This is a genomic window from Arthrobacter bambusae, assembly GCF_030812595.1.
GTDB lineage: Bacteria > Actinomycetota > Actinomycetes > Actinomycetales > Micrococcaceae > Arthrobacter > Arthrobacter bambusae_B.
Genome location: NZ_JAUSSZ010000014.1, coordinates 81,962 through 105,406, shown reverse-complemented (window position 1 = coordinate 105,406; position 23,445 = coordinate 81,962). Strand labels below are relative to the sequence as shown.

25 protein-coding genes are annotated in these 23,445 nt (G+C 62.5%); 20 read left to right on the top strand and 5 right to left on the bottom strand.

Translation table 11 applies throughout. The features are described 5' to 3' along the window. The first annotated feature begins 482 nt into the window (after nt 1–482). The 10 genes from J2S96_RS16835 to J2S96_RS16790 all read left to right on the top strand — a co-directional run bounded on the left by J2S96_RS16835 (nt 483) and on the right by J2S96_RS16790 (nt 8,472). Complete coding sequence (locus J2S96_RS16835; protein WP_306865937.1) at nt 483–710, top strand: Flp family type IVb pilin; 228 nt, start codon at nt 483–485, stop codon at nt 708–710. Nucleotides 711–785: 75 nt separating this feature from the next. After that, on the top strand, nt 786–1,031 hold the full coding sequence (locus tag J2S96_RS16830; protein ID WP_306865935.1) for a Flp family type IVb pilin: 246 nt from the start codon (nt 786–788) through the stop codon (nt 1,029–1,031). A 124-nt stretch (nt 1,032–1,155) separates the two neighbouring features. Continuing rightward, the gene (locus J2S96_RS16825) at nt 1,156–1,530 is read left to right on the top strand and encodes a TadE/TadG family type IV pilus assembly protein (protein WP_306865933.1); all 375 of its coding nucleotides are present in this window, start codon (nt 1,156–1,158) and stop codon (nt 1,528–1,530) included. Continuing rightward, nucleotides 1,518–2,549 (top strand): Tad domain-containing protein, encoded by a 1,032-nt coding sequence (locus J2S96_RS16820; RefSeq protein ID WP_306865931.1) that lies wholly within the window; start codon nt 1,518–1,520, stop codon nt 2,547–2,549. The genes J2S96_RS16825 and J2S96_RS16820 overlap by 13 nt, the downstream gene beginning before the upstream one ends. Before the next feature lie 42 nt (nt 2,550–2,591). Next, nucleotides 2,592–3,341 carry a Flp pilus assembly protein CpaB gene (gene cpaB / locus J2S96_RS16815; protein WP_306865929.1) on the top strand — a complete coding sequence of 250 codons (750 nt, stop codon included), beginning with the start codon at nt 2,592–2,594 and terminating at the stop codon, nt 3,339–3,341. Continuing rightward, nucleotides 3,338–4,531, top strand: coding sequence for an AAA family ATPase (locus tag J2S96_RS16810; protein ID WP_306865927.1), 1,194 nt, complete (start codon nt 3,338–3,340; stop codon nt 4,529–4,531). The genes cpaB and J2S96_RS16810 overlap by 4 nt, the downstream gene beginning before the upstream one ends. Beyond that, entirely contained in the window at nt 4,531–6,057 is a 1,527-nt protein-coding gene (locus tag J2S96_RS16805) for a CpaF family protein (protein ID WP_306865926.1), read from the top strand. The genes J2S96_RS16810 and J2S96_RS16805 overlap by 1 nt, the downstream gene beginning before the upstream one ends. 7 nt (nt 6,058–6,064) lie before the next feature. Next, nucleotides 6,065–6,997 (top strand): type II secretion system F family protein, encoded by a 933-nt coding sequence (locus J2S96_RS16800; protein ID WP_306865924.1) that lies wholly within the window; start codon nt 6,065–6,067, stop codon nt 6,995–6,997. A gap of 8 nt (nt 6,998–7,005) precedes the next feature. After that, nucleotides 7,006–7,890, top strand: a complete 885-nt coding sequence (locus J2S96_RS16795; RefSeq protein WP_306865922.1) for a type II secretion system F family protein — start codon at nt 7,006–7,008, stop codon at nt 7,888–7,890. Between the two features lie 126 nt (nt 7,891–8,016). Next, the gene (locus J2S96_RS16790) at nt 8,017–8,472 is read left to right on the top strand and encodes an Hpt domain-containing protein (RefSeq protein ID WP_306865920.1); all 456 of its coding nucleotides are present in this window, start codon (nt 8,017–8,019) and stop codon (nt 8,470–8,472) included. A 24-nt stretch (nt 8,473–8,496) separates the two neighbouring features. Here the strand turns inward: J2S96_RS16790 and J2S96_RS16785 are convergent, their stop codons facing one another. Together J2S96_RS16785 and J2S96_RS16780 are read right to left on the bottom strand one after the other, a co-directional pair. Then, entirely contained in the window at nt 8,497–9,339 is an 843-nt protein-coding gene (locus J2S96_RS16785) for a response regulator transcription factor (protein WP_306865919.1), read from the bottom strand. 432 nt (nt 9,340–9,771) lie between these two features. Next, on the bottom strand, nt 9,772–10,107 hold the full coding sequence (locus J2S96_RS16780) for a hypothetical protein (protein ID WP_306865917.1): 336 nt from the start codon (nt 10,105–10,107) through the stop codon (nt 9,772–9,774). Between J2S96_RS16780 and J2S96_RS16775 the strand changes: the two genes are divergently transcribed. From J2S96_RS16775 to J2S96_RS16740, 8 genes are all read left to right on the top strand, one after another. After that, a complete protein-coding gene (locus J2S96_RS16775; RefSeq protein ID WP_306865915.1) occupies nt 10,094–11,293 on the top strand; it encodes a sensor histidine kinase in 1,200 nt (399 codons plus the stop codon). The genes J2S96_RS16780 and J2S96_RS16775 overlap by 14 nt on opposite strands. A gap of 249 nt (nt 11,294–11,542) precedes the next feature. Continuing rightward, nucleotides 11,543–11,935 (top strand): hypothetical protein, encoded by a 393-nt coding sequence (locus J2S96_RS16770; RefSeq protein WP_306865909.1) that lies wholly within the window; start codon nt 11,543–11,545, stop codon nt 11,933–11,935. A 605-nt stretch (nt 11,936–12,540) separates the two neighbouring features. Continuing rightward, nucleotides 12,541–13,536: a 1,2-phenylacetyl-CoA epoxidase subunit PaaA gene (paaA, locus tag J2S96_RS16765; RefSeq protein WP_306865907.1), complete on the top strand. Its 996-nt coding sequence runs from the start codon at nt 12,541–12,543 to the stop codon at nt 13,534–13,536. Then, nucleotides 13,533–13,853: a 1,2-phenylacetyl-CoA epoxidase subunit PaaB gene (gene paaB / locus J2S96_RS16760; protein ID WP_306865905.1), complete on the top strand. Its 321-nt coding sequence runs from the start codon at nt 13,533–13,535 to the stop codon at nt 13,851–13,853. Before paaA ends, paaB begins: the two co-directional genes overlap by 4 nt. Then, nucleotides 13,850–14,809 carry a 1,2-phenylacetyl-CoA epoxidase subunit PaaC gene (gene paaC, locus J2S96_RS16755; protein WP_370873148.1) on the top strand — a complete coding sequence of 320 codons (960 nt, stop codon included), beginning with the start codon at nt 13,850–13,852 and terminating at the stop codon, nt 14,807–14,809. The genes paaB and paaC overlap by 4 nt, the downstream gene beginning before the upstream one ends. A gap of 5 nt (nt 14,810–14,814) precedes the next feature. Then, nucleotides 14,815–15,354, top strand: a complete 540-nt coding sequence (gene paaD, locus J2S96_RS16750; RefSeq protein WP_306865903.1) for a 1,2-phenylacetyl-CoA epoxidase subunit PaaD — start codon at nt 14,815–14,817, stop codon at nt 15,352–15,354. A 10-nt stretch (nt 15,355–15,364) separates the two neighbouring features. Further along, entirely contained in the window at nt 15,365–16,600 is a 1,236-nt protein-coding gene (paaE, locus tag J2S96_RS16745) for a 1,2-phenylacetyl-CoA epoxidase subunit PaaE (RefSeq protein ID WP_306865901.1), read from the top strand. Between the two features lie 11 nt (nt 16,601–16,611). Then, on the top strand, nt 16,612–17,391 hold the full coding sequence (locus J2S96_RS16740) for an enoyl-CoA hydratase/isomerase family protein (protein WP_306865899.1): 780 nt from the start codon (nt 16,612–16,614) through the stop codon (nt 17,389–17,391). Here J2S96_RS16740 and J2S96_RS16735 read toward each other — a convergent pair. Further along, nucleotides 17,381–17,803, bottom strand: coding sequence for a hypothetical protein (locus J2S96_RS16735; protein WP_306865897.1), 423 nt, complete (start codon nt 17,801–17,803; stop codon nt 17,381–17,383). The two genes, J2S96_RS16740 and J2S96_RS16735, sit on opposite strands and share 11 nt — an antisense overlap. Next, complete coding sequence (locus J2S96_RS16730) at nt 17,803–19,500, bottom strand: EndoS/ChiA family endoglycosidase (protein ID WP_306865895.1); 1,698 nt, start codon at nt 19,498–19,500, stop codon at nt 17,803–17,805. Before J2S96_RS16730 ends, J2S96_RS16735 begins: the two co-directional genes overlap by 1 nt. Nucleotides 19,501–19,652: 152 nt before the next feature. On the opposite strand from J2S96_RS16730, the gene J2S96_RS16725 reads away from it, so the two are divergent. Continuing rightward, complete coding sequence (locus J2S96_RS16725; protein WP_306865893.1) at nt 19,653–20,675, top strand: LacI family DNA-binding transcriptional regulator; 1,023 nt, start codon at nt 19,653–19,655, stop codon at nt 20,673–20,675. A gap of 33 nt (nt 20,676–20,708) precedes the next feature. On the opposite strand, the gene J2S96_RS16720 is transcribed toward J2S96_RS16725, so the two are convergent. Beyond that, nucleotides 20,709–21,995, bottom strand: coding sequence for a glycoside hydrolase 5 family protein (locus J2S96_RS16720; protein WP_306865891.1), 1,287 nt, complete (start codon nt 21,993–21,995; stop codon nt 20,709–20,711). Between the two features lie 162 nt (nt 21,996–22,157). Between J2S96_RS16720 and J2S96_RS16715 the strand changes: the two genes are divergently transcribed. Further along, nucleotides 22,158–23,438: an extracellular solute-binding protein gene (locus tag J2S96_RS16715; protein WP_306865889.1), complete on the top strand. Its 1,281-nt coding sequence runs from the start codon at nt 22,158–22,160 to the stop codon at nt 23,436–23,438. Nucleotides 23,439–23,445 lie beyond the last annotated feature (7 nt).

The window sequence follows — 23,445 nt, the reverse complement described above, 5'->3', positions numbered from 1 at the left end:
ACACCCGAACCAATTCACGCCGAACCTCAGGCCGACCAAAACGTCCCACAACACCACCAACCACTCAGGCGTTGCAACGACCCCCTGAACCCGCCCCCGACGCCGGGTCACCTTTGGTGTGTTTTCGCCGGACGCTCGGTCACTTGATCTGAGTGGGGGTTTCTCGATTGGGCGTCATACGTGAGCGGGGGTTTGGGGATTTGGCCCTATATCTGACCGGGCGTCGTGGGGGAGGGGCCCGGGTCGGGGCTGTTTTTGCCCGACGGCGGGACGGCGGTTGCGCTGTTTTCGCACCTTTGTCGCGGTCCTCAGGAAAGCCCGAGATCGCAGGGTTTCTCTAGGTTTAAGCCAAGAAATGCGCAGGATCGCGAGTCTTGGCACAGGATGTCCCAAGGACTGCGCTGCGGGGAGTTTTGCGTTGCTAAGTTGCTAGAGAGCTGGTGCTGGACCAGCCCACACCCCAACTCGCTCAGGAGTTTCAAATGCTTACATTCTTCTCCAACGCCGCATCGCGGATCCGCCGTGACGAAAAGGGCGCCACCGCCGTCGAGTACGGCATCATGGTTGCCCTTATCGCAGTTGTCATCATCATCGCCGTCACGGCGCTGGGCGGAAACCTGAAGGAGACCTTCAACAACACGGCTTGTAGCGTAAAGGGCGGCGTCTATACGGCAGCAACAGCTACGGCTGCCGGCTCCTGCTCCAAGTAAGTACCACCACTCAGGGTTGGACGTAGCCCGGGCGTGGGCCTCCGCTACGTCTGCCTATACACGCCAGGAGATTCAATGATTTTCAACGTCCTAAAATCCGTGTCTCGCGCGCAGTGTGACGAGACCGGTGCCACCGCTGTCGAGTACGGCATCATGGTTGCCCTCATCGCTGTTGTCATCATCGTCGCAGTGTCACTGCTCGGCGGCAATCTCGTCGAGACTTTCAATAGCACGGCTTGCAGCGTCAAGGGCGGAGTCTGGACCGGTACGGTCGCAGCGTCCGGCTCGACGGCAGCAGTCCCAGGCAGTTGCTCAAAGTAGCGGTCACCACAGGAGCCAGATCGGTGGGTGGGGCTCAAATCCCACCCACCGAGTTCCCTTCCTTCTAGAAGCTCCCTTCCTGTTTCAGGCGCACGCGCCTCCACAGGACGAAAGGCAGACTCCCATGGCCAGGTCTTCAGAGCGCGGTGCCGTGGCTGTCGAGTTCGCCATCCTGGCACCGCTCCTGATCATGCTGCTCTTGGGCATCATGGAATTCGGCAGGGCTTACAACGTGCAGGTTTCGCTCTCGAACGCGGCGCGTGAAGGTGTTCGCGTCATGGCGATTTCGAATGATCAGACGGCCGCCAAGACAGCGGCGAAGAACGCTGCCGTGTCGTTGAATCCGCAGCTGGCAGACACGAACTTCACGTTCAGCCCGGCTAGCTGCACGTCCGGAGCACAGATGTCCGTGACCATCAAGTACACCCTCAGCACCCTCACGGGAATCGCGGGGCCTTTCCCCATGCAAGGAGTAGGAGTCATGGTATGCGGCGGCTGATGGCCAGTAACGACGACGGCGAGCGCGGCGCGATTGCCGTCCTCGTCGCACTCTTGCTGGTGGTCCTGCTCGGTTTTGCCGCGCTCGCCGTGGATGTGGGTCTGTTGTACTCGGAACGGGCGCAGGTCCAGAACGGGTCCGACGCCGCTGCCCTCGCCATAGCGCAGAAGTGCGCCGCGAACACGAGCGATCCGAACTGCTCAACCACGTCCCCGCTTGCCTCCGACGTCGCAAACAAGAACGCGATCGATGGCTTGAACAACGTCAAGTCGATAAATCTGGACCTGACAAACCGGAAAGTCACCGTTACCGGGGGAGCCCAGCAGTCGGGCGGTGCGCCGAACGCCGTCTCGCTCTTCTTCGCGCGCGTGATGGGCGTCAACACGAGCGATGTCGTGACCACCTCGAGTGTCCAATGGGGGAGCGCCGTCGCCGGCAGGACTCCGTTTCCGCTCGTGTATTCCATCTGCCAAGTGCAGGGATACATCGGCGGAGCGCTCCAGCTTCTCCAAGATCACGGCTCGGGAGCTAATCCGAGCTGCAATTACGGCCCCTCAGGAGCCACTGTTGCTGGTGGATTCGGCTGGATCGTCCAAGATCCTGGCCTGTGTGGCGGCACCATCAACCTCGCGACCAATGAAGGCGGGAGCGCCCCGGGGAACAGTACACCCGGTAACTGCGCAGCCACCCTTCAAAAGTGGGCCGATACCATCACCTCTGGCCGCGACGTCGTGGTCCTGCTTCCGGTGTTCGACGCCGTCACAGGTACAGGGAGCGGCGCTGTTTACCATCTGGTGTCCTTCGCCGCGTTCAAAGTGGCGGGATGGAAGTTCAGCGGCAACGACACCCTTCCGGACAGCTTCCGTAACACGAATTCCTATGTGTCCAACGCTCTTGCCTGTACCGGAAACTGCCGTGGAATCATCGGGAGTTTCGTCAGGTACGTCTCGCTGGCTGATGGCTACTCGCTTGGCCCGGTAGACGCATTTGGCGCCACCATCGTCCGCCTTACCAACTAGCTTCATCCATTCTTTGAGTATCTTCGAGCACAGGAGTAGTAAGTGAAGTCACGCTTGTTGGCCGGTTCGGCAGCGGCACTGGTAGCCCTCGTCGGGGTGATTCTTGTCTTCTCCTACGCTCAGGGCGCGGATCAACGGGCAGTTCAGAACCTGGCTCCTGTCGATGTTCTAGTAGTCAAAACCGCCATCCCGGCCGGTACTTCCGTTGACGCGATGAAAGACTCCCTCGATACCGTGCAACGGCCGGGCTCGGCCGTCCCGCAGTCAGCCCTGCACACTCTCGCCGACTCCACCGGCAAGGTGGCCGCCGTCGACCTCGTCCCGGGCGAGACGCTGGTCTCGGAAAGGCTGGTCGCCCCGGACGCACTCAAGTCTCCCGGAGACGTCAAGGTGCCGGCAGGGCTTCAGGAGGTCTCCTTCCAACTGGAACCCCAGCGGGTGGTTGGGGGACTACTGGCTCCTGGTGACCACATTGGAATCTTCATCTCCATGTCCAGCGACAAGCAAACTACCGAACTGGCGATCCCCAAGGTTCTTGTGACCATGGTCCAGCGGGCCCCGCAGCCTGCAGCGGGTGCACAAGCGACGCCGAATCCCAGCTCCGGTGCGGCCGGTTCCAAGGACACTTCACTGCCCACCGGTTCACTAATGCTGACCGTTGCCGTGAGCGATGTGGACGCTTCGAAGATTGTCTTTGCGGCTGAGTTCGAAAAGATCTGGCTCAGTAAAGAGCCGTTGGATGCCAAAGACAGTGGCCCCACCGTCATCCAGCAGAACGGGGTATACCGGTGAGCCGTTTTGTCCTGATTACTCCCAACACCGATTTTGACCAACGGTTGCGCCAAGCTGTTGCGGGCGGCCTGCCCGGAAGCGTGCAGACCTTCTTCACGAGCATTTTGCCGGCCGACCCGGCCGAGTTGTTCGGCGCGCTCAATCAGGAACAACTCGAAGTGTTGATTCTGGGGCCCGACGTGCCTGTGGAGGATGCCCTGCGCCTGGCGACGGTTTTCGACGTGCAGTTGCCGGAACTGAGCGTGATCCTTGTCAGTGAATTGGATCCCGGGTTCGTCCTCCAAGCCATGCGGTCCGGCATTCGCGACATCATGAGCCCGGATGCGGACGTGGCCCAGATACGGATCATGCTTGAGCGCGCGTGCCAGTCCTTCGCCAGCCGTCAGCGAACCATGGAACCGAAGCAACCGGGTGCCCCGAAGGGTCTGGTGATCGGGGTCTTTTCCCCCAAGGGTGGCGTGGGCAAGACGACCATCGCCACGAATATCGCAGTGGGGTTGGGCAAGATCGCGCCGATGAGCGTTGTGATTGTGGACCTGGACCTGCAATTCGGTGACGTCGCCTCGGGTCTTTACCTCAATCCGGAACACACCGTCACCGACGCCGTTACCCCTTCGGCCAGCCAGGACTCCTTGGTGCTCAAAGCCTTTCTCACGGTCCACCCGGCGAGCATCTATGCCCTGTGTGCGCCGAAGAACCCCGTCGAAGCGGACGAAATCTCGCCGGAACAGGTGGGCCGGCTCCTCGAGCAGCTGGCTCACGAGTTCCAATATGTGGTTGTTGACACGGCGCCAGGGCTACCCGAAATCGGGCTCGCTGCCCTGGAACAATGCTCGGACGCTGTTTGGGTGACCGGCATGGACGTTCCAAGTGTCCGGGGCCTGCGCTCCGGCCTGGATATCCTCCGGAAATTGAATCTCCTTCCTCCCACCCGGCACGTGGTGCTCAACATGGCTGATTCCAAGTCGGGCTTGTCGGTCCAGGACGTTGAATCCACTGTCGGCGCCCCGGTAGACGTGAGCATTCCCCGATCGAAGGCCGTAGCGTTCTCCACCAACCGCGGGATTCCCGTGCTCCAAGAAGCGGTGAAAGATCCGGCCGTCAAAGGCCTCAAGCAACTTGTCGAGCGTTTCAATCCGACGTGGCGTGCCACGGCGCAGCGCAAACTGCACAGAAGAGTGGTGGTCTAATGAAGCTGTCCGAACGCCTGCATGCTGCCGAGGACAAGGTCGAAGGGTCCTCAGGGCCGGGAGTAGGCATTGGCCCGAGCTCGCCCGCTAGCCCGAAACCGACATTCGCCGAGTCGACGCTGCAAGCCATGCCATTTCCCGCGGCGAAGACCGGGAGCGCAGTAAAATCCCAGACCTCGGTCAAGCTGTCCGATGTCCCTGACTCGCCGAAGCTCAGGGCCCAACAGCCCGTGGACGCCTTCGCTGCCCTCAAGCAGCGCGCAGCCACTGCGTTGTTCGAGCGGTTGGGGGCGAGGTTTAACGACTCGAGCGTCAGTGAACGTGAATTGCGGTCGACTGCCCGGGAAGAACTTATCAGGATCATCGACGCCGAGCAGGTCCCGTTGTCCGCGGACGAGCGCACCAGGCTCGTGGCGGACGTGGCGGACGACGTCCTCGGCTATGGTCCGCTCCAGCGCTTGCTGGACGATCCAGAGGTCACGGAAATCATGGTCAACAGGATGGACCAGATCTACGTCGAACGAAAAGGCAAGCTGATCCTCACGGACTCCGGGTTCAGCTCCGAGGACCATCTCCGGAGGGTCATCGAACGCATCGTTTCCAAGGTGGGGCGCCGGATCGATGAGTCATCCCCGCTTGTTGACGCCCGCCTTGAGGATGGCTCCCGCGTCAACGCCGTGATCCCTCCGCTTGCGGTGGGCGGCTCGTCGCTGACCATCCGAAAATTCAGCAAAATACCGTTGACCATCAGGAACCTGATTGATTTCGGCACGCTCACGCCCGAAATGGCGGAGCTCCTCAATGCTTGCGTCAAGGCGAAACTGAACATCATCGTCTCCGGGGGCACCGGAACCGGCAAGACCACGTTGTTGAATGTCCTCTCATCTTTCATCCCGGAAGACAACCGGATCGTCACCATTGAAGATGCCGTGGAACTGCAGATCCAACAGCAACATGTGGTCAGGCTTGAGAGCAGGCCGCCGAATACGGAGGGGAAGGGTGCAGTGACCATCAGGGAGTTGCTCAGGAACTCCCTTCGTATGCGCCCGGACAGGATCGTCGTCGGCGAGGTCCGTGGTGGAGAGTCCCTCGACATGCTGCAGGCCATGAACACCGGCCATGACGGTTCCCTCTCCACGGTGCACTCGAATTCCCCTCGTGACGCAGTGGCGCGCCTCGAAACCCTGGTGCTCATGGCAGGCATGGATCTGCCCTTGCGTGCAATCCGTGAGCAAATAGCGTCGGCGGTCAACCTCATCATCCAGATCTCGCGTTTGCGGGATGGAACGCGCCGCATCACGCACGTGACCGAGGTTCAAGGGATGGAAGGCGACATCGTCACCCTCCAGGATGCTTTTGTCTTCGACTACTCGGCTGGAGTCGACGCTCACGGGAGGTTTCTTGGAAGGCCCGTCCCGACTGGTATCCGTCCCCGCTTCATCGATCGCTTCGAAGACCTCGGCATTCATGTATCTCCCGGAGTATTCGCGGCTCCCCTGGCATCAGCAACAGCGGCAAGGACCTGAGGGGAACATGATGCTCTTGACTGGAATGGTTCTGATGTTTTCCGCCATCCTGCTCTTCGGGGTGGCTGTGATCCTGCCGAGAACCCCGGAAGTTCCGTTCGATCGAAGGCGGCCTTATCATGAAGGCTCGGGGTCCCAGCTGACCCGTTTTGCCGGTTCTGCCACCGAAGTAGTTCATGGGGTCCTGAGTAGGCGAAACGTCCGGCTCTTCAACCGTGAACAACTCGAGAATGCCGGGCTACGAATGAGCCAGGCGGACTTCTTCATCCTGGTGATCGCCGGCGGATTCGTCGGGGCGTTGATCGGGCTGGTCATCGGCGGCCCATTCGTGGCCTTTCTCTTCTTTATCCCGGCGCCCTTCGTGGGAAGGCTCTTTTTGAGCTCCCTGGCCGGTAAAAGGCGCGCCAAATTCGATGATCAGCTTGGGGATACCCTCCAACTTCTGGCTGGTGGCTTGCGGGCCGGGCACAGCATACTTCGTGCCATCGATGCCGCAGCCACAGAATCCGCCAGCCCAACGTCCGAGGAAATGCGCAGGATCATTACGGAGACAAGCCTCGGCCGTGATCTTGAGGCATCGCTAAACGATACGGCGGAGCGAATGCGGAGCGAGGACTTCGTCTGGATAGCGCAAGCAATCCAAATCAACCGCGAGGTGGGCGGAAATCTTGCGGAGGTCTTGGATCAGGTCAACGAGACCATACGCGAACGCAGCGAGATCAAGGGACACATCAAATCGTTGGCCGCAGAGGGAAAATTCTCGGGATACATCCTGATGGCCCTGCCCTTCGGCATCGTGACCATGCTGTTGCTCGTCAATCCGGGCTACATGAATGTGATGTTCACGCAGCCGCTTGGTTGGGGAATGATCGGCTTGTCAGTCATCCTCATGACCATCGGCGGTCTCTGGATGCGCAAGATCATCGACTTGAAATTTTGAGGTGACCCGTGAATCCCTCGCTCCTTCTCTCCCTCCTGCTGGTTCCCCTGCCTATCGCCTACCTCACGTGGTCATTCTTGTCGGTTGACCGCAAAGCCCAACGTGCCGTGCGGGTGCTTTTGACGAGGGGCGAAGACATCGCCGAGACTGGTCCGCAAAGTCGTGGCGGTGGGCTTGAGCTCATCGGCTACCGCCTGACTCCCGGAGGCTACGTCCAGAAGCTGGACCGGCTGCTCGCACTTGCCGGACGCCCGCCGTCGCTCCCTTTGGGGCGGGTCCTCGCAGCCAAACCCTTCCTTGGATTGTGCGGCGCACTTTTTGGGTTTTTGATCAGCGCCAACAGCTCAAGCGGAATCCTAAAACTCGTGGGGATATTTGTGGTATTGCTCGGATACTTTATTCCGGACCTAATGCTGTACAGCAAAGGAAAAGAACGTCAAAAAGCCATGCAATTGGAACTTGCAAATACCATGGACCAAATGCTGATCTCGGTCGAAGCGGGCCTCGGCTTTGAAGGAGCAATGGCTCGCGCCGGAGAAAATGGGAAGGGGCCACTGGCTGAGGAGTTGGTGCGCACGCTTCAGGATATGCAGGTTGGACGGAGCCGCCGGGAGTCCTATCTGGCACTTGCCGAGCGCACTAACGTTCCGGAGCTCCGAAGTTTTGTGCAGGCCGTGATCCAAGCGGATACCTATGGCATTGCGATCAGCCGTGTCCTGAGGGTACAAGCGAAGGTGATGCGGGTGAAGCGCCGCCAACGCGCCGAGGAGAAGGCCATGAAGCTTCCGGTGATGGTCCTCTTCCCCCTTCTGCTCTTCATTTTTCCCGTGCTGTTCATCGCGATCCTGGGTCCCGCCGTCATCAACGCGATAGCCACCTTCAGCGGAGGATAGGCGCATTATTACATTGTCCGAATGGCTGCGGGCACAAAAAAGGGGATGAATCAAGAAAGGCCTAAGATTTCCTTAAGATAGTCATAAGTTCGGTTTTTTCCGGAATTCAGAAAGTAGCATTGGGCTATGTTCAGTTCAGCTTCCAGCGAGGTCAACGAGGACTCAGATCCGAGCCATCCCGGCTTGACTGAGCGCTCGAACGCGCTGCCCGCCGTCCCGCTCGCCGAACTTCCCATTCTTGACCTTGCAGAATTCCAGCTCCTGGAAGATCAAGTGGACAATCCGCTGATCGCGCGCACGTTCGCCGGCGATTTCGCGAAACTTTGGGTGCAGCGATACGAAATCCTGGCGACCGCCGTCGAGCACGGCGACGTGGCAGCGGCCCTGAACGCGGTCCTCAGCCTCCGGACCTCGTCCACCATGGTTGGCGGTGTCCGCCTTGCGGACCTCGCAGCGCAGTTGGAGGAACACATTCGAAAAAGTGAATTGCGTGAGGCCCGGCCGCTCCTCAAGGAAGTGGCAGAATGCGGCCACCTCACAGTCCAGGAGCTGAAGGACAGCTACGTACTCCGGAACGACTGACGTCGAAGGCAGGGCTCGAAACGCTTAGTCCGACCTCTTCTGCGTGAGCCGGTACCCGACTCCCCGGACGGTCTGCAGAAAGCGGGGCGATTGCGGATCTTCACGGAGCTTCCGGCGGAGGTTCCCGATATGTGTCTCAACAGCGCGTTCGTCGGCTTCACTAATGTACGCATCGTCGTCGTAGTAATCGCCCCGCGCTGCCCGCACGAGGTCAGCCCGCGTCCGCACCTCGCCTTTGGCCCGGAGCAGGTCGAAGAGCAAATCGAATTCGCTTCGCGTCAATGACAAGGCTGAACCTTGAATCGTCACCGTGCGTGATTTGTAGTTCAGGGCCAAGCCGTTGTGCTTGATCACCGCCGGGTCGGCGCCGTTTGAACGGGAGCCGGCCGAACCGCCGTCGGGCCCGCCCGAACCGCCGTAAGCGGCGCCGGCTGAACCGCCGTCGTACCCGCCCCGAGCACCCCCGCGATCCTCCGGCGACGCGAGCCCGGCTTCCGCGCGTGGGCGCCGCATCATGGCGGTGACCCGGGCCCTCAGCTCGCGCGGCAGGAACGGCTTCTTGACGTAGTCGTCTGCGCCCGTGAGGAAAGCCGTCAACGTGTCGGGCTCGTCCCGCCGGGCAGTCAGCATCACGACATATGCGTCACTGAACTGCCGAATCCGCCGCAGCACCTCGTGGCCGTCCATATCCGGAAGCCCGATGTCCAGCGTTACCACCGAGGCATGGTGATCCCGCACGACTTCGACGCCTTCGCGTCCCGTGGCGGCAGAGTGCACCACAAATCCAGCTTCTTTGAGGATGGCGTCAACCAAATTTCGCACATCTTCGTCATCCTCAATGACTACCGCTACCCCAGGCTCGCTCATTGGACATCCTTGAGGGTGCACATCGCCGCACAGCCCAGCGCAATGCGGTAAATGCAACCCAAATACTCACGATACAAGCATCGACGCCATCTGGCATCTAATATGTGGATTAAGCGTTGCTCCGAACTTCCAGCTGGACCGTTCGGGCCGTCGCATTGTGGTTCCTTGGGGGAATAGTGGACTCCGGGCGCTTCCTTCGGGAATCGCGTGGAGCAATAATTGGTTCGCGAATCTCCAGGGAAGGGTCTCGACTTTGAGTGAGCAGCCATTTTTTCGCGCGGCCGCCCGTTTCTTCAGGAAGCTTACGCCTCGCGCCCGGCTGGCTGTCTGTGAATTGCCACTAACGCTCATCATCGCGGGCCTGGCGATTGCGGCACCCACCCTTTGGCCGGGGTTAACCCAAAATTGGTTATTTGTCACCGGACTTTTCCTTCACGGGATTCTGTTCTTGGGCTGCCTGCTAGTCCCGTGGGAGCGTTTGTCGCCGAGTGCAGGCCTGGCAATCCCCGTTTTGGATTTTGTCGCCCTCTGGTTCACGCGGAACGGAGCCCTGAGTGCGATTCCAGGCCTCATCACATTGGCTATCTTTCCCGTGATCTGGCTGTCCGCCTCAGGGATGCTTTCCAAGACAAGCCTGGTCCTCAGCTTTGCGGGTCCTTTCCTCATCGCGTTTCCGTCAGTGGTTTCGCACTTGCCGCGCCCTACGTCATCAGACGTTTCTTCGGCGCTGCTTTTGCCTCTCATGATGTTCGCAATGGCGGTCTCCATTCGTTTGGCTGGCGCCAATGCCCGTCTTCAGCAACGGCGGGTGAGCCAGCGGGATCAGGCCCTGCGGCAATTGTTGGCCGAGAGCAGGGAACGCGAAACGCTGCTCAAGACAATCCTGGACACGATCGACGTCGGAATTGTCGCCGTCGATTCGAAGGGTGAAACCCTCCTGATCAACAACCAACAAAGGGCATTCCTGCGGATGGCATTACCGGCGGGAGGCTCGCACGGATCCGAGGAAGAAGCTCCGCTGGTTTTCGGTCAGGACCGGCGGACGCCGGTTCCGTTCGAAAAGGGACCTGTTCGGAGGGCCGTTCAAGGGGAAACATTCTCCGACTATCTTCTTTGGTTCGGCGCCGGTACCGAACAACGGGCCATATCCACGGCCGCACGGGGTATGAAAAACGACAATGATGACGGCTTTGGTGGTGCGGTCATCGTTTTCAAGGACGTGACGGATGTTGTGGATGCCCTTGCGGCCAAGGACGAATTGGTTGCAAACGTTTCGCACGAATTCGGATCTCCCTTGACCTCGATCCTGGGCAATCTGGATCTCGTGCTCCGCGGCGACCCGGAACTCCGGCCGGCAACGAGGAGCGGATTGGAAATTGCGGAGCGGAATGCCGAGCGGCTCCGGGCCTTGGTGGAGGACCTGCTCTTGTCAGCGGCGGCTGTGGAGAGCGTGCATCTGAGGCGCACGGATTTGGCAGGGCTGGTCGAAAACAGTGTGGTTTCTGCCCGGGCGCAGGCAGACGCTGCCCACGTGGGGCTTGTCGCCGACGTACCAGCGCCCCTGTGGGCGAACGCCGACCCCTTGAGGCTGGGGCAGGCCTTGGACAATCTCGTATCGAACGCCATCAAGTATTCGCCTGGCGGCGGACTGGTGACCATAAAGGCCGAGCGGAACGACGGATGGGTCCAGCTTGAAGTGAAGGACACGGGGATGGGCATGACCTCGGACGAGTCGGCCAGGATTTTCACGCGGTTCTTCCGGACCAACGCTGCCCGTCAGGCCGCGATTCCTGGTGTGGGTCTTGGGCTGTCCATCACCAAGTCCATCGTGGAACGCCATGGGGGCAGCATCTCCTGCAGCAGCAAGCCTGGGAGCGGAACCACCTTCACTGTGGCGCTGCCAACCGGTCCGCCCCAGGATGCCTCACGGACGGACGCGCCGGCCCTTTATTAGGGACCGTTCCTGGCCCGTTTCCGGCCCGGCTAGCCGCTCGGGTAGCCGCCCGGCGTGCAAGTAGCCAGCCGGGCAAAGTAGAGTACCGGCTACTCGTGACCGGCCCCAGAGCCAGCGGATTGAATGGAACCTAGTTGGTCTCAAACGCAGTTCCTGGTCTCTGGGGGTTATCCGTATGTGTGCTTTCTGCAATCCTGTTGTGTCCTTTCCACGTCCCGTGGCGACGGAGGCAGTCCGTTGAGCGCGGGGATGGAGTCCGCTGCAATGTTCGCCGGCTCGCTTCCGGCGCTGATTCTGATGGACCTGGGCCAGGCAATGGTTGTGGTGTGCGTGTGCTTCGACATGGTCCGTGCCCTGTCGGTGCCACGATCGCATCGGCGCTACGTGGCCAGCACCATCTTCAGGACCCTGGCGTTGCCGTCGATTGTCGTCATGGGCGTCAGCGTGTTGGCTAAGGCAATCCTCTGGTCTTGGACGGACGTGGCCATGGGCGTTTTCGTGATGGTGATGATCATCTTCCGCTGGCACCACGACAAGGATGAGGACAACTGGTGGAAAGGCAAGGGCAAGAAGCTGGCCCGCTGGGCTCGGAAGCAACTGGCCCCGCGACCTGCCTTGGTCCCGGTATCGGCCTCGGCCTGAGAGCCCACCCTTCCCGTCCCGACGCCCGGTCACCTTTGGTGTGTTTTTCACCGACGCCCGGTCACCTTTAGCGTGTTTTTCGCCGACGCTCGGTCACCTTTGGGCCATTTTTTACCGACGCTCGGTCACCTTTGGGCCGTTTTTTACCGACGCCGGGTCACATGATCTGACCTGGCGTCGCGAGAAATGGGCGTATATCTGACCTGGCGTCGCGGGAGATGGGCGTATATCTGACCGGGCGTTGGGCGCCGTTGGTTCGTTGGTGCCCGACGGCGGCGGCCCGGTTTCGCCGTCGACTCGCCTTTGTGTGTGCTCACCCCCGGACGCCCGGTCACTTTTGGGGTGTTTTTCACCGACGCCGGGTCACATGATCTGGCCGGGCGTCGGGGGATTTGGGGGGATAGGTGACCGGGCGTCGGGGGATTTGGGGGATATCTGACCGGGCGTCGGGGGATTTGGGGGGATATCTGACCGGGCGTCGGGGGATTTGGGGGGATATCTGACCGGGCGTCGCAGCCGGGTGTCGCAACCGGCGCGGACGCTTGACGCCTCCCGCGCCCTCCGCATATTCTGAACGAACGGTCGGTAAATATTTAGGAGCAACCATGGCATCGCAGAATCTGCAGTCTGTGCCCGCTGAGCTGTCCCCCGAAGAGCTCGAGCGGGAACAGGCCGGTCAGGCGTACTTTGACCGCATCATCTCCGAGGACTCGCGCATCGAACCCCGCGACTGGATGCCGGAGGCCTACCGCAAGACCCTGCTCCGCCAGATCTCGCAGCACGCCCACTCGGAGATCATCGGCATGCAGCCCGAAGCCAACTGGATCACCAGGGCTCCGAGCCTCAAGCGCAAGGCCATCCTCATGGCCAAGGTCCAGGACGAGGCAGGCCACGGGCTGTACCTCTACTCGGCCGCGGAAACCCTCGGCCAGTCCCGCGACAAAATGATGGAAGACCTGATCGCCGGCAAGGCCCGCTACTCGTCAATCTTCAACTACCCCGCGGTTTCCTGGGCGGACATGGGTGCGATCGGATGGCTGGTGGACGGTGCCGCGATCTGCAACCAGGTTCCCCTGTGCCGGGCGTCGTACGGTCCGTACGGTCGCGCAATGGTGCGTATCTGCAAGGAAGAGTCGTTCCACCAGCGCCAGGGTTTCGAGATCCTCCTTGAGCTGTCCAACGGCACGCCTGCCCAGAAGCAAATGGCCCAGGACGCCGTCAACCGATGGTACGCGCCGGCCCTGATGATGTTCGGCCCGCCGGACGACGATTCACCCAACTCCAAGCAGTCCATGGCCTGGAACATCAAGCGGTTCAGCAACGATGAGCTCCGCAGCCGCTTTGTCGGCATGATGGTGGAGCAGGTCAAGGTCCTGGGCCTCACGCTCCCGGACCAGGACATCCGTTTCAACGAAGAGACCAAGAAATGGGAGCACGGCCCCCTGGACTGGAACGAGTTCAAAGACGTTCTCGCCGGAAAGGGTCCCTGCAACGCTCAGCGGCTTGAGCGCCGCCGTGAAGCGCACGACGACGGCGCCTGGGTCCGCGAAGCGGCCGCCGAGTACGCCCGCAAGCAAGCAGAGAAGGAATTCGCAGCATGAGCACCCCAGCCAACGCGCCCACCAACGAACCCCACGAAACTCCCTGGCCCCTCTGGGAGGTCTTCGTCCGCTCCAGCCGCGGCCTGTCCCACGTGCACGCCGGATCGTTGCACGCACCCGATGCGGCAATGGCGCTGCGCAACGCCCGCGACCTGTACACGCGCCGCAACGAAGGCGTGTCCATCTGGGTGGTTCCGGCCGATGCCATTTCCTCGAGCGACCCGGATTCCAAGGGTTCCTTCTTCGAATCGCCGCAGGGCAAGGACTACCGCCACGCGACGTACTACACCAAGAGCGAAGGCGTGAAGCACCTGTGACCGCCCCCGAAAACACGACGCCCGAACACGAACGGCGCAACCCGGACTTCGCCATCGAGGGCCACGGCGATATCTCCGTTGGCGTCAAGGGCGCAGGTGCCTCCGGAGACGGTTCGGCGAGCGCCACGCGCATCACCCCTGGGAACGCCCTGCGCCCGGAAGACATCGCTCTGGAAATCCGTCGCGGACAAGTAAAGCCGAACGAAGATGTCGCCGAGTACGCCCTGCGCATCGGCGACGACAGCCTGATCCTGGCCCAGCGCTTGGGCCACTGGATTTCCCGTGCTCCTGAGCTTGAAGAAGACGTCGCCCTGGGCAATATCGCGCTCGACCAGCTGGGACATGCCCGTTCCTTCCTCACTTACGCCGGTGCGGCATGGGACAAGTCCGAGGACGATCTGGCCTACTTCCGCCGGGAGCACGAGTTCCGTTCCGCGCACTTGTTCGAGCAGCCGAACGGTGACTTCGCCGTCACCATCGCACGGCAGTTCATCGTGAGCTACTACCAGTTCGAGCTCTACAAGCGGCTGACCGGTTCAAGCGACCAAACCATCGCGGCCATCGCTGCGAAGGCCCTCAAAGAGGTCGACTATCACCGCGACCACAGCGCGCAGTGGGTCCTCAGGCTTGCCGGCGGCACGGAGGAGTCCCGCCGTCGTATCGTCCGGGCTTTCAAGCTCGTCTGGCCGTATGTGGAAGAACTCTTCGAAGACGACGAGCTCACCACCCGTCTCGCCGAAGCTAAAACAGGCGTGCAGCCCTCCAGCCTCCGCGCGGACTTCGACCATCTCACCGGCGCCGTGCTGCAGGAAGCCGGTCTCGAGGAGGAACTCGCCCTCGAACGTATCCCGCAATCCTTGGGCGGTGGCCGCCAGGGCAAGCATTCTGAGCACTTGGGCTACCTGCTGGCCGAGATGCAGGTGCTGGCCCGCGAACACCCCGGGGCGAGCTGGTAACCGTCATGTTCGTTCAGGACACAAACGTCAAGACCAGGCAAACCGCCGAGCAAAAGGCCTGGGGCATTGCGGCCACGGTCTGCGATCCGGAGATTCCTGTCCTCACGATCGAGGACTTGGGGATCCTTCGCGGAGTGACATTGTTCGACGACGGCGGGCTGGTTCCCGCTGTCCAGGTCACCATTACGCCGACGTACTCGGGCTGCCCCGCGATGGACGCCATCCGTGACGACCTCAAGGCCGTCTTCCACAAAGAGGGCTACCCGAGCGTCTACGTCGAGCTGGTTCTTGCTCCGGCGTGGACCACGGACTGGATGACAGAGCACGGCAAAGCCAAACTGCAGGAATACGGCATCGCTCCTCCGAGCGGCAGGGCAGCAGCCGGCGGCCACTCAGGCCCGGTGCGGCTCAAGCTCGCCGTGAAATGCCCCCAGTGTTCTTCGCTGAACACCAAGGAACTCACCCGCTTTGGTTCCACGTCCTGCAAGGCACTTTTCGTCTGCCAGGACTGCAAAGAACCGTTCGACTACTTCAAAGTCCTCTAAGGAATCTGACATGCCCGTTGTCCGCCAGACCGCAGCCGAACAAGCGGAGGCCACCGGCCGCCGTCGTGCGTCTTTTCATTCCCTCACCGTTTCCGAGGTCCGCCGCCTGACTGAAGACGCCATCGAAGTCACGTTCGATGTTCCGGCGGAGCTCGCCGGCCAGTACGACTACCTTCCCGGCCAGTATGTGGCGCTGCGGACCACGCTTCCCGATGAGAGCGGGGAGCCGCACGAGGTCCGCCGCAGCTACTCCATTTGCGCCGAGCCGCGCAGCTTCGCGGACGGCAGCAGCGAGATCCGCGTGGCCATCAAGAAGGACTTGGGCGGCATCTTTTCCACGTGGGCGAATGCGGAACTCAAGGCCGGCGACACCCTGGACGTCATGAGCCCCATGGGCGCATTCGTTTCCAAGCATGGCTTGGACGGCAAGACGGTCCAGCGGAATGTCATGAACTCGATGAACAATCCGGACAACATGGCCAACGAACTGCCGGACGCCGGTTCCTTCGTGGCCATCGCCGCCGGTTCGGGCATCACCCCGGTGATCGCGATCGCCCGCACGCTGCTTGCCGCGAACCCGGAAACGCGGTTCGACCTGATCTACGCCAACAAGGCCGCGATGGACGTCATGTTCCTCGAGGAATTGGCGGACCTGAAGGACAAGTACCCCTCGCGGTTGGCCCTGCACCATGTTTTGTCGCGCGAGCAGCGCATTGCGCCGCTCATGACTGGACGTATCGACGCCGAGAAGCTGCAGCAATTGCTGGGCACCGCCATCCACGCAGAGGACGTGGACGAATGGTTCCTCTGCGGACCCTTTGAGCTGGTCCAACTGTGCCGGGACACCCTTGCTGCCCGTGGTGTTGCGCCCGAGCATGTGCGCTTTGAGTTGTTCACCACGGGCCGCCCGGACCGCCCGGAGGGCAACGCCGGCCGCCCCGTTGTGGAGGACGAGTCGAAGGACACGTTCAAGATCACCTTCAAGCTGGACGGGTTGACGGGCGATGTCGCCAGCCCCACCCACGCCCGGGAATCAATCCTGAACGCGGCGTTGCGCGTACGCCCGGACGTCCCGTTCGCGTGCGCGGGTGGCGTGTGCGGCACATGCCGCGCCAAACTGGTCTCCGGGACGGTCAGCATGGACGAGAACTACGCCTTGGAGCAGGATGAGTTGGACAAGGGCTACGTGCTGACGTGCCAGTCCCATCCCACCAGTGAATCCGTCACGGTCGATTTCGACGTCTAAGGAATAAACGAATGATCGAGCTCTCCATCGCCAACGGCATCGCCGAAATTGTCCTCAACGCCCCGGAAAAGCTCAATTCGCTTGACGAGGCAGCGCTCGCGGAACTGGATAAAGCGTACGACGACGCCGCTGCCGCCGCCACGCGCGGGATGGTGCGGGCGCTGCTCCTCCGCGGAGAGGGACGCGCCTTTTGCGCAGGACGCGACATTGCCGGCGTGACCCCGGAGAACGACGACGCGAAAGCGTACTTGAACGGGCTCGTTGAGCCGCTGCTCAAGAAGATGGCAGCCTTCCCCGCACCCACCTTTGCCGCCGCGCACGGTGCGTGCCTCGGCGTCGGGCTTGGCCTGTTGCTGGCCACGGACGTGGTGTATGTGGCCGAGACTGCCAGGTTCGGCTCGCCGTTTGCAAAGCTTGGCGCCACCTTGGACTCGGGCGGGCACTGGTACTTCACGGAACGCCTTGGCATGCACCGGACCTTGGACCTCATCTACACCGCCGACCTGATCAGCGGTACCGAGGCAGTGGCGCTGGGAATGTTCAGTCGGGTCATGCTTGATGACGATCTGTTGTCCGGTACCAGGGCTGTTGTGGAACGCGTAGCGGCAGGTGCCACCGGAGCGTTCCTGGCGAGCAAGCAGCTCGTGGCCGATATCCGGGACAAGCGGCTCGGTTTGTGGGATGCCATGGCCGAGGAAAACGAGGAACAAGCCAGGCTGTGCAAAACGGAGGACTACGCCGAAGGTTTCCGGGCGTTCCAGGAAAAGCGGGCACCGGTCTTCAAGGGCTAGGGAGGCTGGTTCGTGCACCGAGGCGAGGCGCGGCGCTTTCCGGGCATGCGAACGGCGTGATGGCGTCGTTTTCGTCCCAGAGTTTCTTGCCGGAGGCGGTCACCGCCTGGACGGCCATAGCGCTGATGAGCTCTCCTGCATGGCGTTCGTCGTTTTCGGTGACCACATAGGTGAAGACGAACTCGGTCTCCGCTTCTGCTGCCATGGGGCCGATGCTCAAGACCGACGGGCGGGTTGCGTACTGCAGATCCTCCATGCCCGCATTGGTGAATGACCTCAGAACAAGGGTGACTTTAGACAGCTCTTCCCCGGATTCATTGACGATCCAGGCGGAGTAGGACAAGGTTTCGTGCGCAGCAGCGGCGGCTTTGTCGGCGTAGTGCACCAGACGAACCGCCGGGAAGTGGCACATCACGTCCTCCGGTGCCACACAGCCACGGCCCCGCCGATTGCAGCTAGCAGTCCGCCCAGGCCAAGCCAGGAGATCGGATCAAACCCGCCCGTGAACGCGAGTGGTGACCCAGGCCCCGCTCCCGCAGCGGCCGTCTCGCTCGGCGTTGGCGTGACGGCCGCCGTCTGGGTGGGCGTCGCCGTCGGGGTGGGAGTGGCCGTCGGGGTAGGTGTCGCCGTCGGGGTGGGAGTGGCCGTCGGGGTAGGTGTCGGCGTCGGCGTGGGGGCGGCCGCCACCGTCAGGGAGATGTCCCTGCAGCCGTCGCAGGCTCGCAGCTCGGCGCTCTGCGCGTAGCCGGCGACTGCCACCGAGACCCGGCCCGGAAGGGGACCGTCGGCAGCCGGTGACGCCGCCACGGATCCGGGATTTGCAGCGTTGATCCGCGCCGAAACAGTCAGGGTGGCGCTCTTCCCTGCGGACAGGTCCACCGTCCACACCGTGGCCCCGCTATAGTCCTGGGTGGTGCCGGCCGACGTCGTGAGGCTTTCGACGGTGGCGTCGTCAACCAGGTCCTTGAGGTCGACGCCGACGAGGGCGCGCGGCACGTCCACGGCCCCGGCGCTCGCCGTCACGGTCCATGCGACGGTGTCACCCGGGCCCACCTTGCTCCCGTGGGACGGAGAGACGGCTACCGCAAGCGACCAGGTTTGTGCTTGAGGTACGCTGACGTCGCCCTTGTCCTGCACTGCGGACAGGTTCCTCATCCAAGAGAACGCGGTGGGCGTGATGGTGTCATCGCCCCAGACCTTGCCGTCGCGGTCCACTGCGTAGGCGAAGAACCCGCCTTTCTTGGACGTGCCCTCGGGCTGCCAGGTCGCGTACTTGTATGCCGTGCTCTGCGGTGCCGTGGCCGGATTGTAGAGGCCCTCGGCGTCACCCCAGCGCGTCGGATCCTGCTCCTCGGGGAAGGAGAAACCGGGCAGGAACTGGCAAGAAGCGATCTTGTCCGCGAACGTGTTCCACGTGCCCTGCATCCCCCAGGTGCCCCGGCCGTATGCCTGTAGGAGCACGAAGGAGATGTTTTGGTGCACGGCCTTGAACAACGGAGTGTTGCCGTCCTGGTTGGTGTCGTAGATGAAGATCTTGTCGGTGCCGGATTTCGGGCCGATCAGTTCGCCGAGGGCGTTGAAAACGCCGATCGCCCGGGTGAGCTCGTCGCCCTTCGGATACGACTCGACGTCGATGTCGATCCCGTCGAGGCCGTACGGGGTGACATAGGTGGCAATGAGTTGCCGCGCGTAGGCCCGGTACGCGTCTTCTGTCAGCGGGATGTCGGCCTTGGCGAGCCGATCTATCCACAGGGTGTAGACCACCTTCGTGCCCTGGGCGTGCAGCGCGGGAACGTAGGTGTCGCGGAGGGTGCGCCAATAGTCCGTGCCGGCCGTGGCGCCGGCGTCGAAGACCATCGCCACGTCGATCTCCGGAGGGAGGTCGCTCATGCGTGTGACATTCGGATGCGGCAAATTCGAGTTGGCGGTGTGCGGCACGGTGACGTCGCGCCAGGTCCGGTAGTACGCCATCGTGAGTGGCTCGGCTTCGCAGTGCGCGGTGTTCCCCACGGATGCCTTGGGGGTCTCAGCGGCCACCGCAGACTGCGGGCCGAAAGCGACAAGTCCGGCAAGTAATAACCCTGCGCCGAATGCTGGTGTTCGTCTCATTGCTCTCTCTTCTTTGAGGAAGCATCTTCGAAAATCGTCGTGAAGATGCCTGAGTGGGGTGCAACTATAGCGATTTAGTAAAACCGTAGCAGCAGGAGTGGTCCATGCACAGAAAAAGTTTTGAGACCACCCTGTATCGCTACAGTTGAAGCATGAACAAAACGAAGCGGGTGACCATCGCGGACATTGCCCGGCTCGCCGGAGTGTCGCCGGGGGCAGTGTCATTCGCACTCAACGGTCGGCCGGGCGTCAGTGCGCAGACGCGTCAGCGCATTCTCGACATCGCGGAGGAAAGCCAGTGGCTTCCGAACACGGCCGCGCGGGCGCTCGTCGGCTCGCAAGCCGGGGTCATTGGCTTCGCCGTCAACCGTTCGGCAGGCACCCTCGGTGCGGAGGCGTTCTTCACTGACCTCGTCGCCGGCGTCCAGTCAGCCCTGGCGGAGCGACGCATTGCGATGCAGATGGTGCTCGTTTCCTCGATCGAGGAGGAAATCGCGACCTACCGCCGCTGGCACAGTGCCAACCAGGTCGATGGAGTCATCGTCATTGATCCTCGTGACGAGGATCCGCGCCTGCCCGTGCTCCGCGATCTCGCGCTCCCCGCAGTCGTGCTCGGCAGCCATGCGTCCGAGGAGGGCCACCCTGCGACGATTTGGCTCGACGACAGCCAGGTGGCGCACACTCTCTTCGACTATCTCGGCGCCCTCGGTCATCGCTCAATCGCGTACGTCGCCGGTCCGGCGGAGTTCCAACACACTCGCCTGCGCACCGAGGTGCTCGCGCGGCTCGGTGAGCGCGGGGCGCGCGGAGAGGTAATCGCCACCGACTTCTCGCCGGCCGCGGCATCGGCGGCCATGCGCCGCCTCCTGAGTCGGCTGGAGCGGCCAACCGCTGTGGTCTTCGACAACGATGTGATGGCGATCGCCGGCCTTCGCGTCGCGCAGGAGATGGGGGTGCCCGTGCCGAAGGATCTGTCCGTCGCGTCTTTCGACGACTCGGTCGTCGCGGCGCTCGTGCACCCCTCGATCACCTGCGTCACCCGCGATACGTTCGGACTCGGTGCGGAGGCCGCAAAGTTCCTGCTCGAACAGATCGATGCCCCGGAGGTGCTGGCTGACCGCATCGGCGCCATGCCGCAGCTCACCGTCCGCGAGAGTACCGCCGTCCCGCGGTGAGGCCGGCGCCTGCGAAGGCAGCTGGGTGGCTGCTCAGATGACGGTGTTCCGGGAAGCATAAGCAAGCCGGCTGACAGACGGGCGGATGAGCTCTGTGATGCCGCGCGCGGCGAGAACCTCTGGTTTCGCGGCGTCGATCGACGTGACGATGGCAGGCTCTGCGCCGGCCGTGCAGGCATCGACCCAGGCCTGGAAGATCGCCCCGCCCGGGCCCATCTCGCCACGGCTGACCGGCGTCTCGTCCTCGTCGACCTCGACGACGATGCCGAGGGTGCGTGCGGGCCTGGGCTGCCGCCCGCGAAGCTCCGGGATGAGTTCGGCGAAACGGCGACCGATCGGCTTCATCTCGCCGTCTTGGTCGATGAGGCCAAGCGTGTACTCCAGCTCCGGGAAGTCCGCGAGGCTGCGGCTCACGTCGTGCGAGCACCACCACGTGACCCCCCAGAGGTTCTCGGTACGTGCTACGGAACGCAGCGTCGCCTCAAGGAAGTCCGGGGTCTGCGCGGGAGTCAGGCAGTTCGAGGGGGCGCCGACCTCCTGAAGCCAGATCGCACGTCCGGGGTCGGTCGCGAACCCGCGCGCGAGTTCGATCATGTACTCGGCGTGGCGGTCCGATGCCACGGAGCGGCCGCCATACCGCTGCGCCGTGCCGTTGAAGATCCACGAGTGCACCGTGGTCATGCCGCCGAGGCGCGAGGCCATGGCGGGCGTGAAGCCATGGCCGTCCATGTACCACGCGGCGTCATACTCGCTGTGGACGTGCTGTTGCGCGGGGGCGGCCGTGTGCGCCGCGTCAAGGAGTGTGGTGATCCAGTTCGCAGCCTCGGCCTCGGTGACCGGCCAGGGGGAGGGGTGGCTCGGCGTGGAGAACTGGTTGGTCTCATTGCCGAGGGTGAAACCGAGGAAATTGGCGGCATCGCCTAGCCGCTCGCCGAGGCGGGTGACGAGCTGGGCCTGTCCGCTGAGCGCATCCGGGTGCGTGAACATGTTCTTGTCGTGCCAGGTGGACAGCCAGGCGGGGATGAAATCGAAGCTCGACAGGTGTCCTTGGATGACGTCGACGCTGGCATCCAGTCCGAACTCCGCCGCCACGTCAACCACTGCGCGAACGTCGTCCACGGCCTTCCCGCGGATCAGCGTGCGGTTGGGCTGGAGCAGCGTCCACAACGGGAAGATCCGCACATGGTCGAGGCCTATTGCCGCCAGCGGAGCGAAGTCCCTGCGTACTCCGTCGAGGTCCAGGGACATCCATGCGTGCATCCACTCGGATGACGGGGTGTAGTTGGCGCCGAAGCGCAGCGGGGCGGCGGTGCGGGTCATCGGGGTCCTTTCCGGGGGCTCAATGTCCGGCCCATGTTTTCCGGCACTGGACTATTCAACGTTCTGTGTGGCAAGCTGTGGCAACTATATCGCTTTAGTAGCAGGTTGTGGCCGTGTCCCATCCATGCCGTAGCAGCCTGGACCTTTCGAAGGAGAACCTCTATGAAGATCCGCACCACTGTCGCCGCAGGCATCGCGGTGGCCACGGCACTCGCCCTCACCGCCTGCACTGGCGGCTCGTCGTCCTCGCCCGGCACTTCCAGTGGCGATGGAAAGATCAGCGGGAACATTTCGTTCCAAACCTGGTCGCTGAAGAACGACAAGTTCACCCCATACTTCGAGGGCGTCGTCAAGGCGTTCGAGAAGGAGCACCCGGGAGTCAAGGTCAACTGGATCGACCAGCCGGGGGACGGCTATGAGGACAAGATCCTGCAGCAGGCCGGGTCCGGTGAACTCCCGGACGTCGTCAACCTTCCGCCGGAGTACGCATACTCGCTCGCTTCCTCCGGGCAGCTCGTCGACCTGAAGAAGGACTCGAAGGTCCTCGGCGACTACCTCGAGGGCGGGGTCGGCGCATACAAGTTCGACGGGATCGATGGCTCGTTCGGCTTCCCCTGGTACCTGGGCACCGAGCTGAACTACTGGAACAAGGACCTGCTCGCCAAGGGTGGCGTGGCCAAGGCGCCGGCGACCTTCGAAGACACTCTCGACGCGGCCGCGAAACTCGCCGCATCCGGTGTGGCGACCATGTCCTCCGTCCCCAGCCCCAAGATGCTGCAGATAGTCGGCGCCACCGACGCAATCTACAAGGACGGCAAATTCGTGTTCAACACGCCGAAGGCCGCGGCGGTCATCGATCGCTACGCCAAGCTCTACAAGGCGGGCGCCATCACGGCGCAAGCGCTGCAGGTCGCAGGCACCGAAGGCTCCAACGTCAACATCTTCAACACCGGCGGGGTGGTGTGGACAACCGCCGGACCGAACTACATCGACAAGGACGTCGCGGTCAACGCGCCGAACCTCCTGCCCGCCGTCGACGTCACCAACGGGTTCGGCAACCCGCCGCTGTTCGTGCAAGGCATCAGCGTGTCGAAGAAGTCGAAGAACTCGGCCGCCGCTATGGCCTTCGCGGAGTTCGTCACGAACACCTCGAACCAGATCGCCTTCGTAAAGCTCGCTGCTGGCTTCTTCCCCGGTACCAAGGCTGCCAACGCGGACCCGGCTGCGTTCGCCGGGACACCGATCAACGAGCTGCAGAAGGCGGCCACCTCCCTTGCGGCCAAGCAGATGGCCAACGCGAAGATGACGGGCGCACCACAGTACACCGAGGCGATGGAGACCTATGCGAAGCAGCAGATCGCATTGGCGGTCACCGGTGAAATCTCGGGCAAGGAAGCGCTGGACAAAGCCGTGCAGTACGCGCAGCAGAACGTCGCCAAATGATCTCGCG

Coding starts and splice junctions, on each gene's coding strand:
- J2S96_RS16800 (WP_306865924.1), top strand. CDS start 6,065: ATGATGCTCTTGACTGGAATGGTTCTGATGTTTTCCGCCATCCTGCTC.
- J2S96_RS16735 (WP_306865897.1), bottom strand. CDS start 17,803: ATGTGCCACTTCCCGGCGGTTCGTCTGGTGCACTACGCCGACAAAGCC.
- J2S96_RS16725 (WP_306865893.1), top strand. CDS start 19,653: ATGAACAAAACGAAGCGGGTGACCATCGCGGACATTGCCCGGCTCGCC.
- J2S96_RS16825 (WP_306865933.1), top strand. CDS start 1,156: ATGGCCAGGTCTTCAGAGCGCGGTGCCGTGGCTGTCGAGTTCGCCATC.
- paaE (WP_306865901.1), top strand. CDS start 15,365: ATGCCCGTTGTCCGCCAGACCGCAGCCGAACAAGCGGAGGCCACCGGC.
- paaA (WP_306865907.1), top strand. CDS start 12,541: ATGGCATCGCAGAATCTGCAGTCTGTGCCCGCTGAGCTGTCCCCCGAA.
- J2S96_RS16820 (WP_306865931.1), top strand. CDS start 1,518: ATGCGGCGGCTGATGGCCAGTAACGACGACGGCGAGCGCGGCGCGATT.
- J2S96_RS16775 (WP_306865915.1), top strand. CDS start 10,094: ATGGCGGTCTCCATTCGTTTGGCTGGCGCCAATGCCCGTCTTCAGCAA.
- J2S96_RS16835 (WP_306865937.1), top strand. CDS start 483: ATGCTTACATTCTTCTCCAACGCCGCATCGCGGATCCGCCGTGACGAA.
- J2S96_RS16740 (WP_306865899.1), top strand. CDS start 16,612: ATGATCGAGCTCTCCATCGCCAACGGCATCGCCGAAATTGTCCTCAAC.
- J2S96_RS16730 (WP_306865895.1), bottom strand. CDS start 19,500: ATGAGACGAACACCAGCATTCGGCGCAGGGTTATTACTTGCCGGACTT.
- J2S96_RS16785 (WP_306865919.1), bottom strand. CDS start 9,339: ATGAGCGAGCCTGGGGTAGCGGTAGTCATTGAGGATGACGAAGATGTG.
- J2S96_RS16720 (WP_306865891.1), bottom strand. CDS start 21,995: ATGACCCGCACCGCCGCCCCGCTGCGCTTCGGCGCCAACTACACCCCG.
- paaD (WP_306865903.1), top strand. CDS start 14,815: ATGTTCGTTCAGGACACAAACGTCAAGACCAGGCAAACCGCCGAGCAA.
- J2S96_RS16780 (WP_306865917.1), bottom strand. CDS start 10,107: ATGGAGACCGCCATTGCGAACATCATGAGAGGCAAAAGCAGCGCCGAA.
- paaB (WP_306865905.1), top strand. CDS start 13,533: ATGAGCACCCCAGCCAACGCGCCCACCAACGAACCCCACGAAACTCCC.
- J2S96_RS16790 (WP_306865920.1), top strand. CDS start 8,017: ATGTTCAGTTCAGCTTCCAGCGAGGTCAACGAGGACTCAGATCCGAGC.
- J2S96_RS16770 (WP_306865909.1), top strand. CDS start 11,543: ATGGAGTCCGCTGCAATGTTCGCCGGCTCGCTTCCGGCGCTGATTCTG.
- J2S96_RS16715 (WP_306865889.1), top strand. CDS start 22,158: ATGAAGATCCGCACCACTGTCGCCGCAGGCATCGCGGTGGCCACGGCA.
- J2S96_RS16805 (WP_306865926.1), top strand. CDS start 4,531: ATGAAGCTGTCCGAACGCCTGCATGCTGCCGAGGACAAGGTCGAAGGG.
- J2S96_RS16830 (WP_306865935.1), top strand. CDS start 786: ATGATTTTCAACGTCCTAAAATCCGTGTCTCGCGCGCAGTGTGACGAG.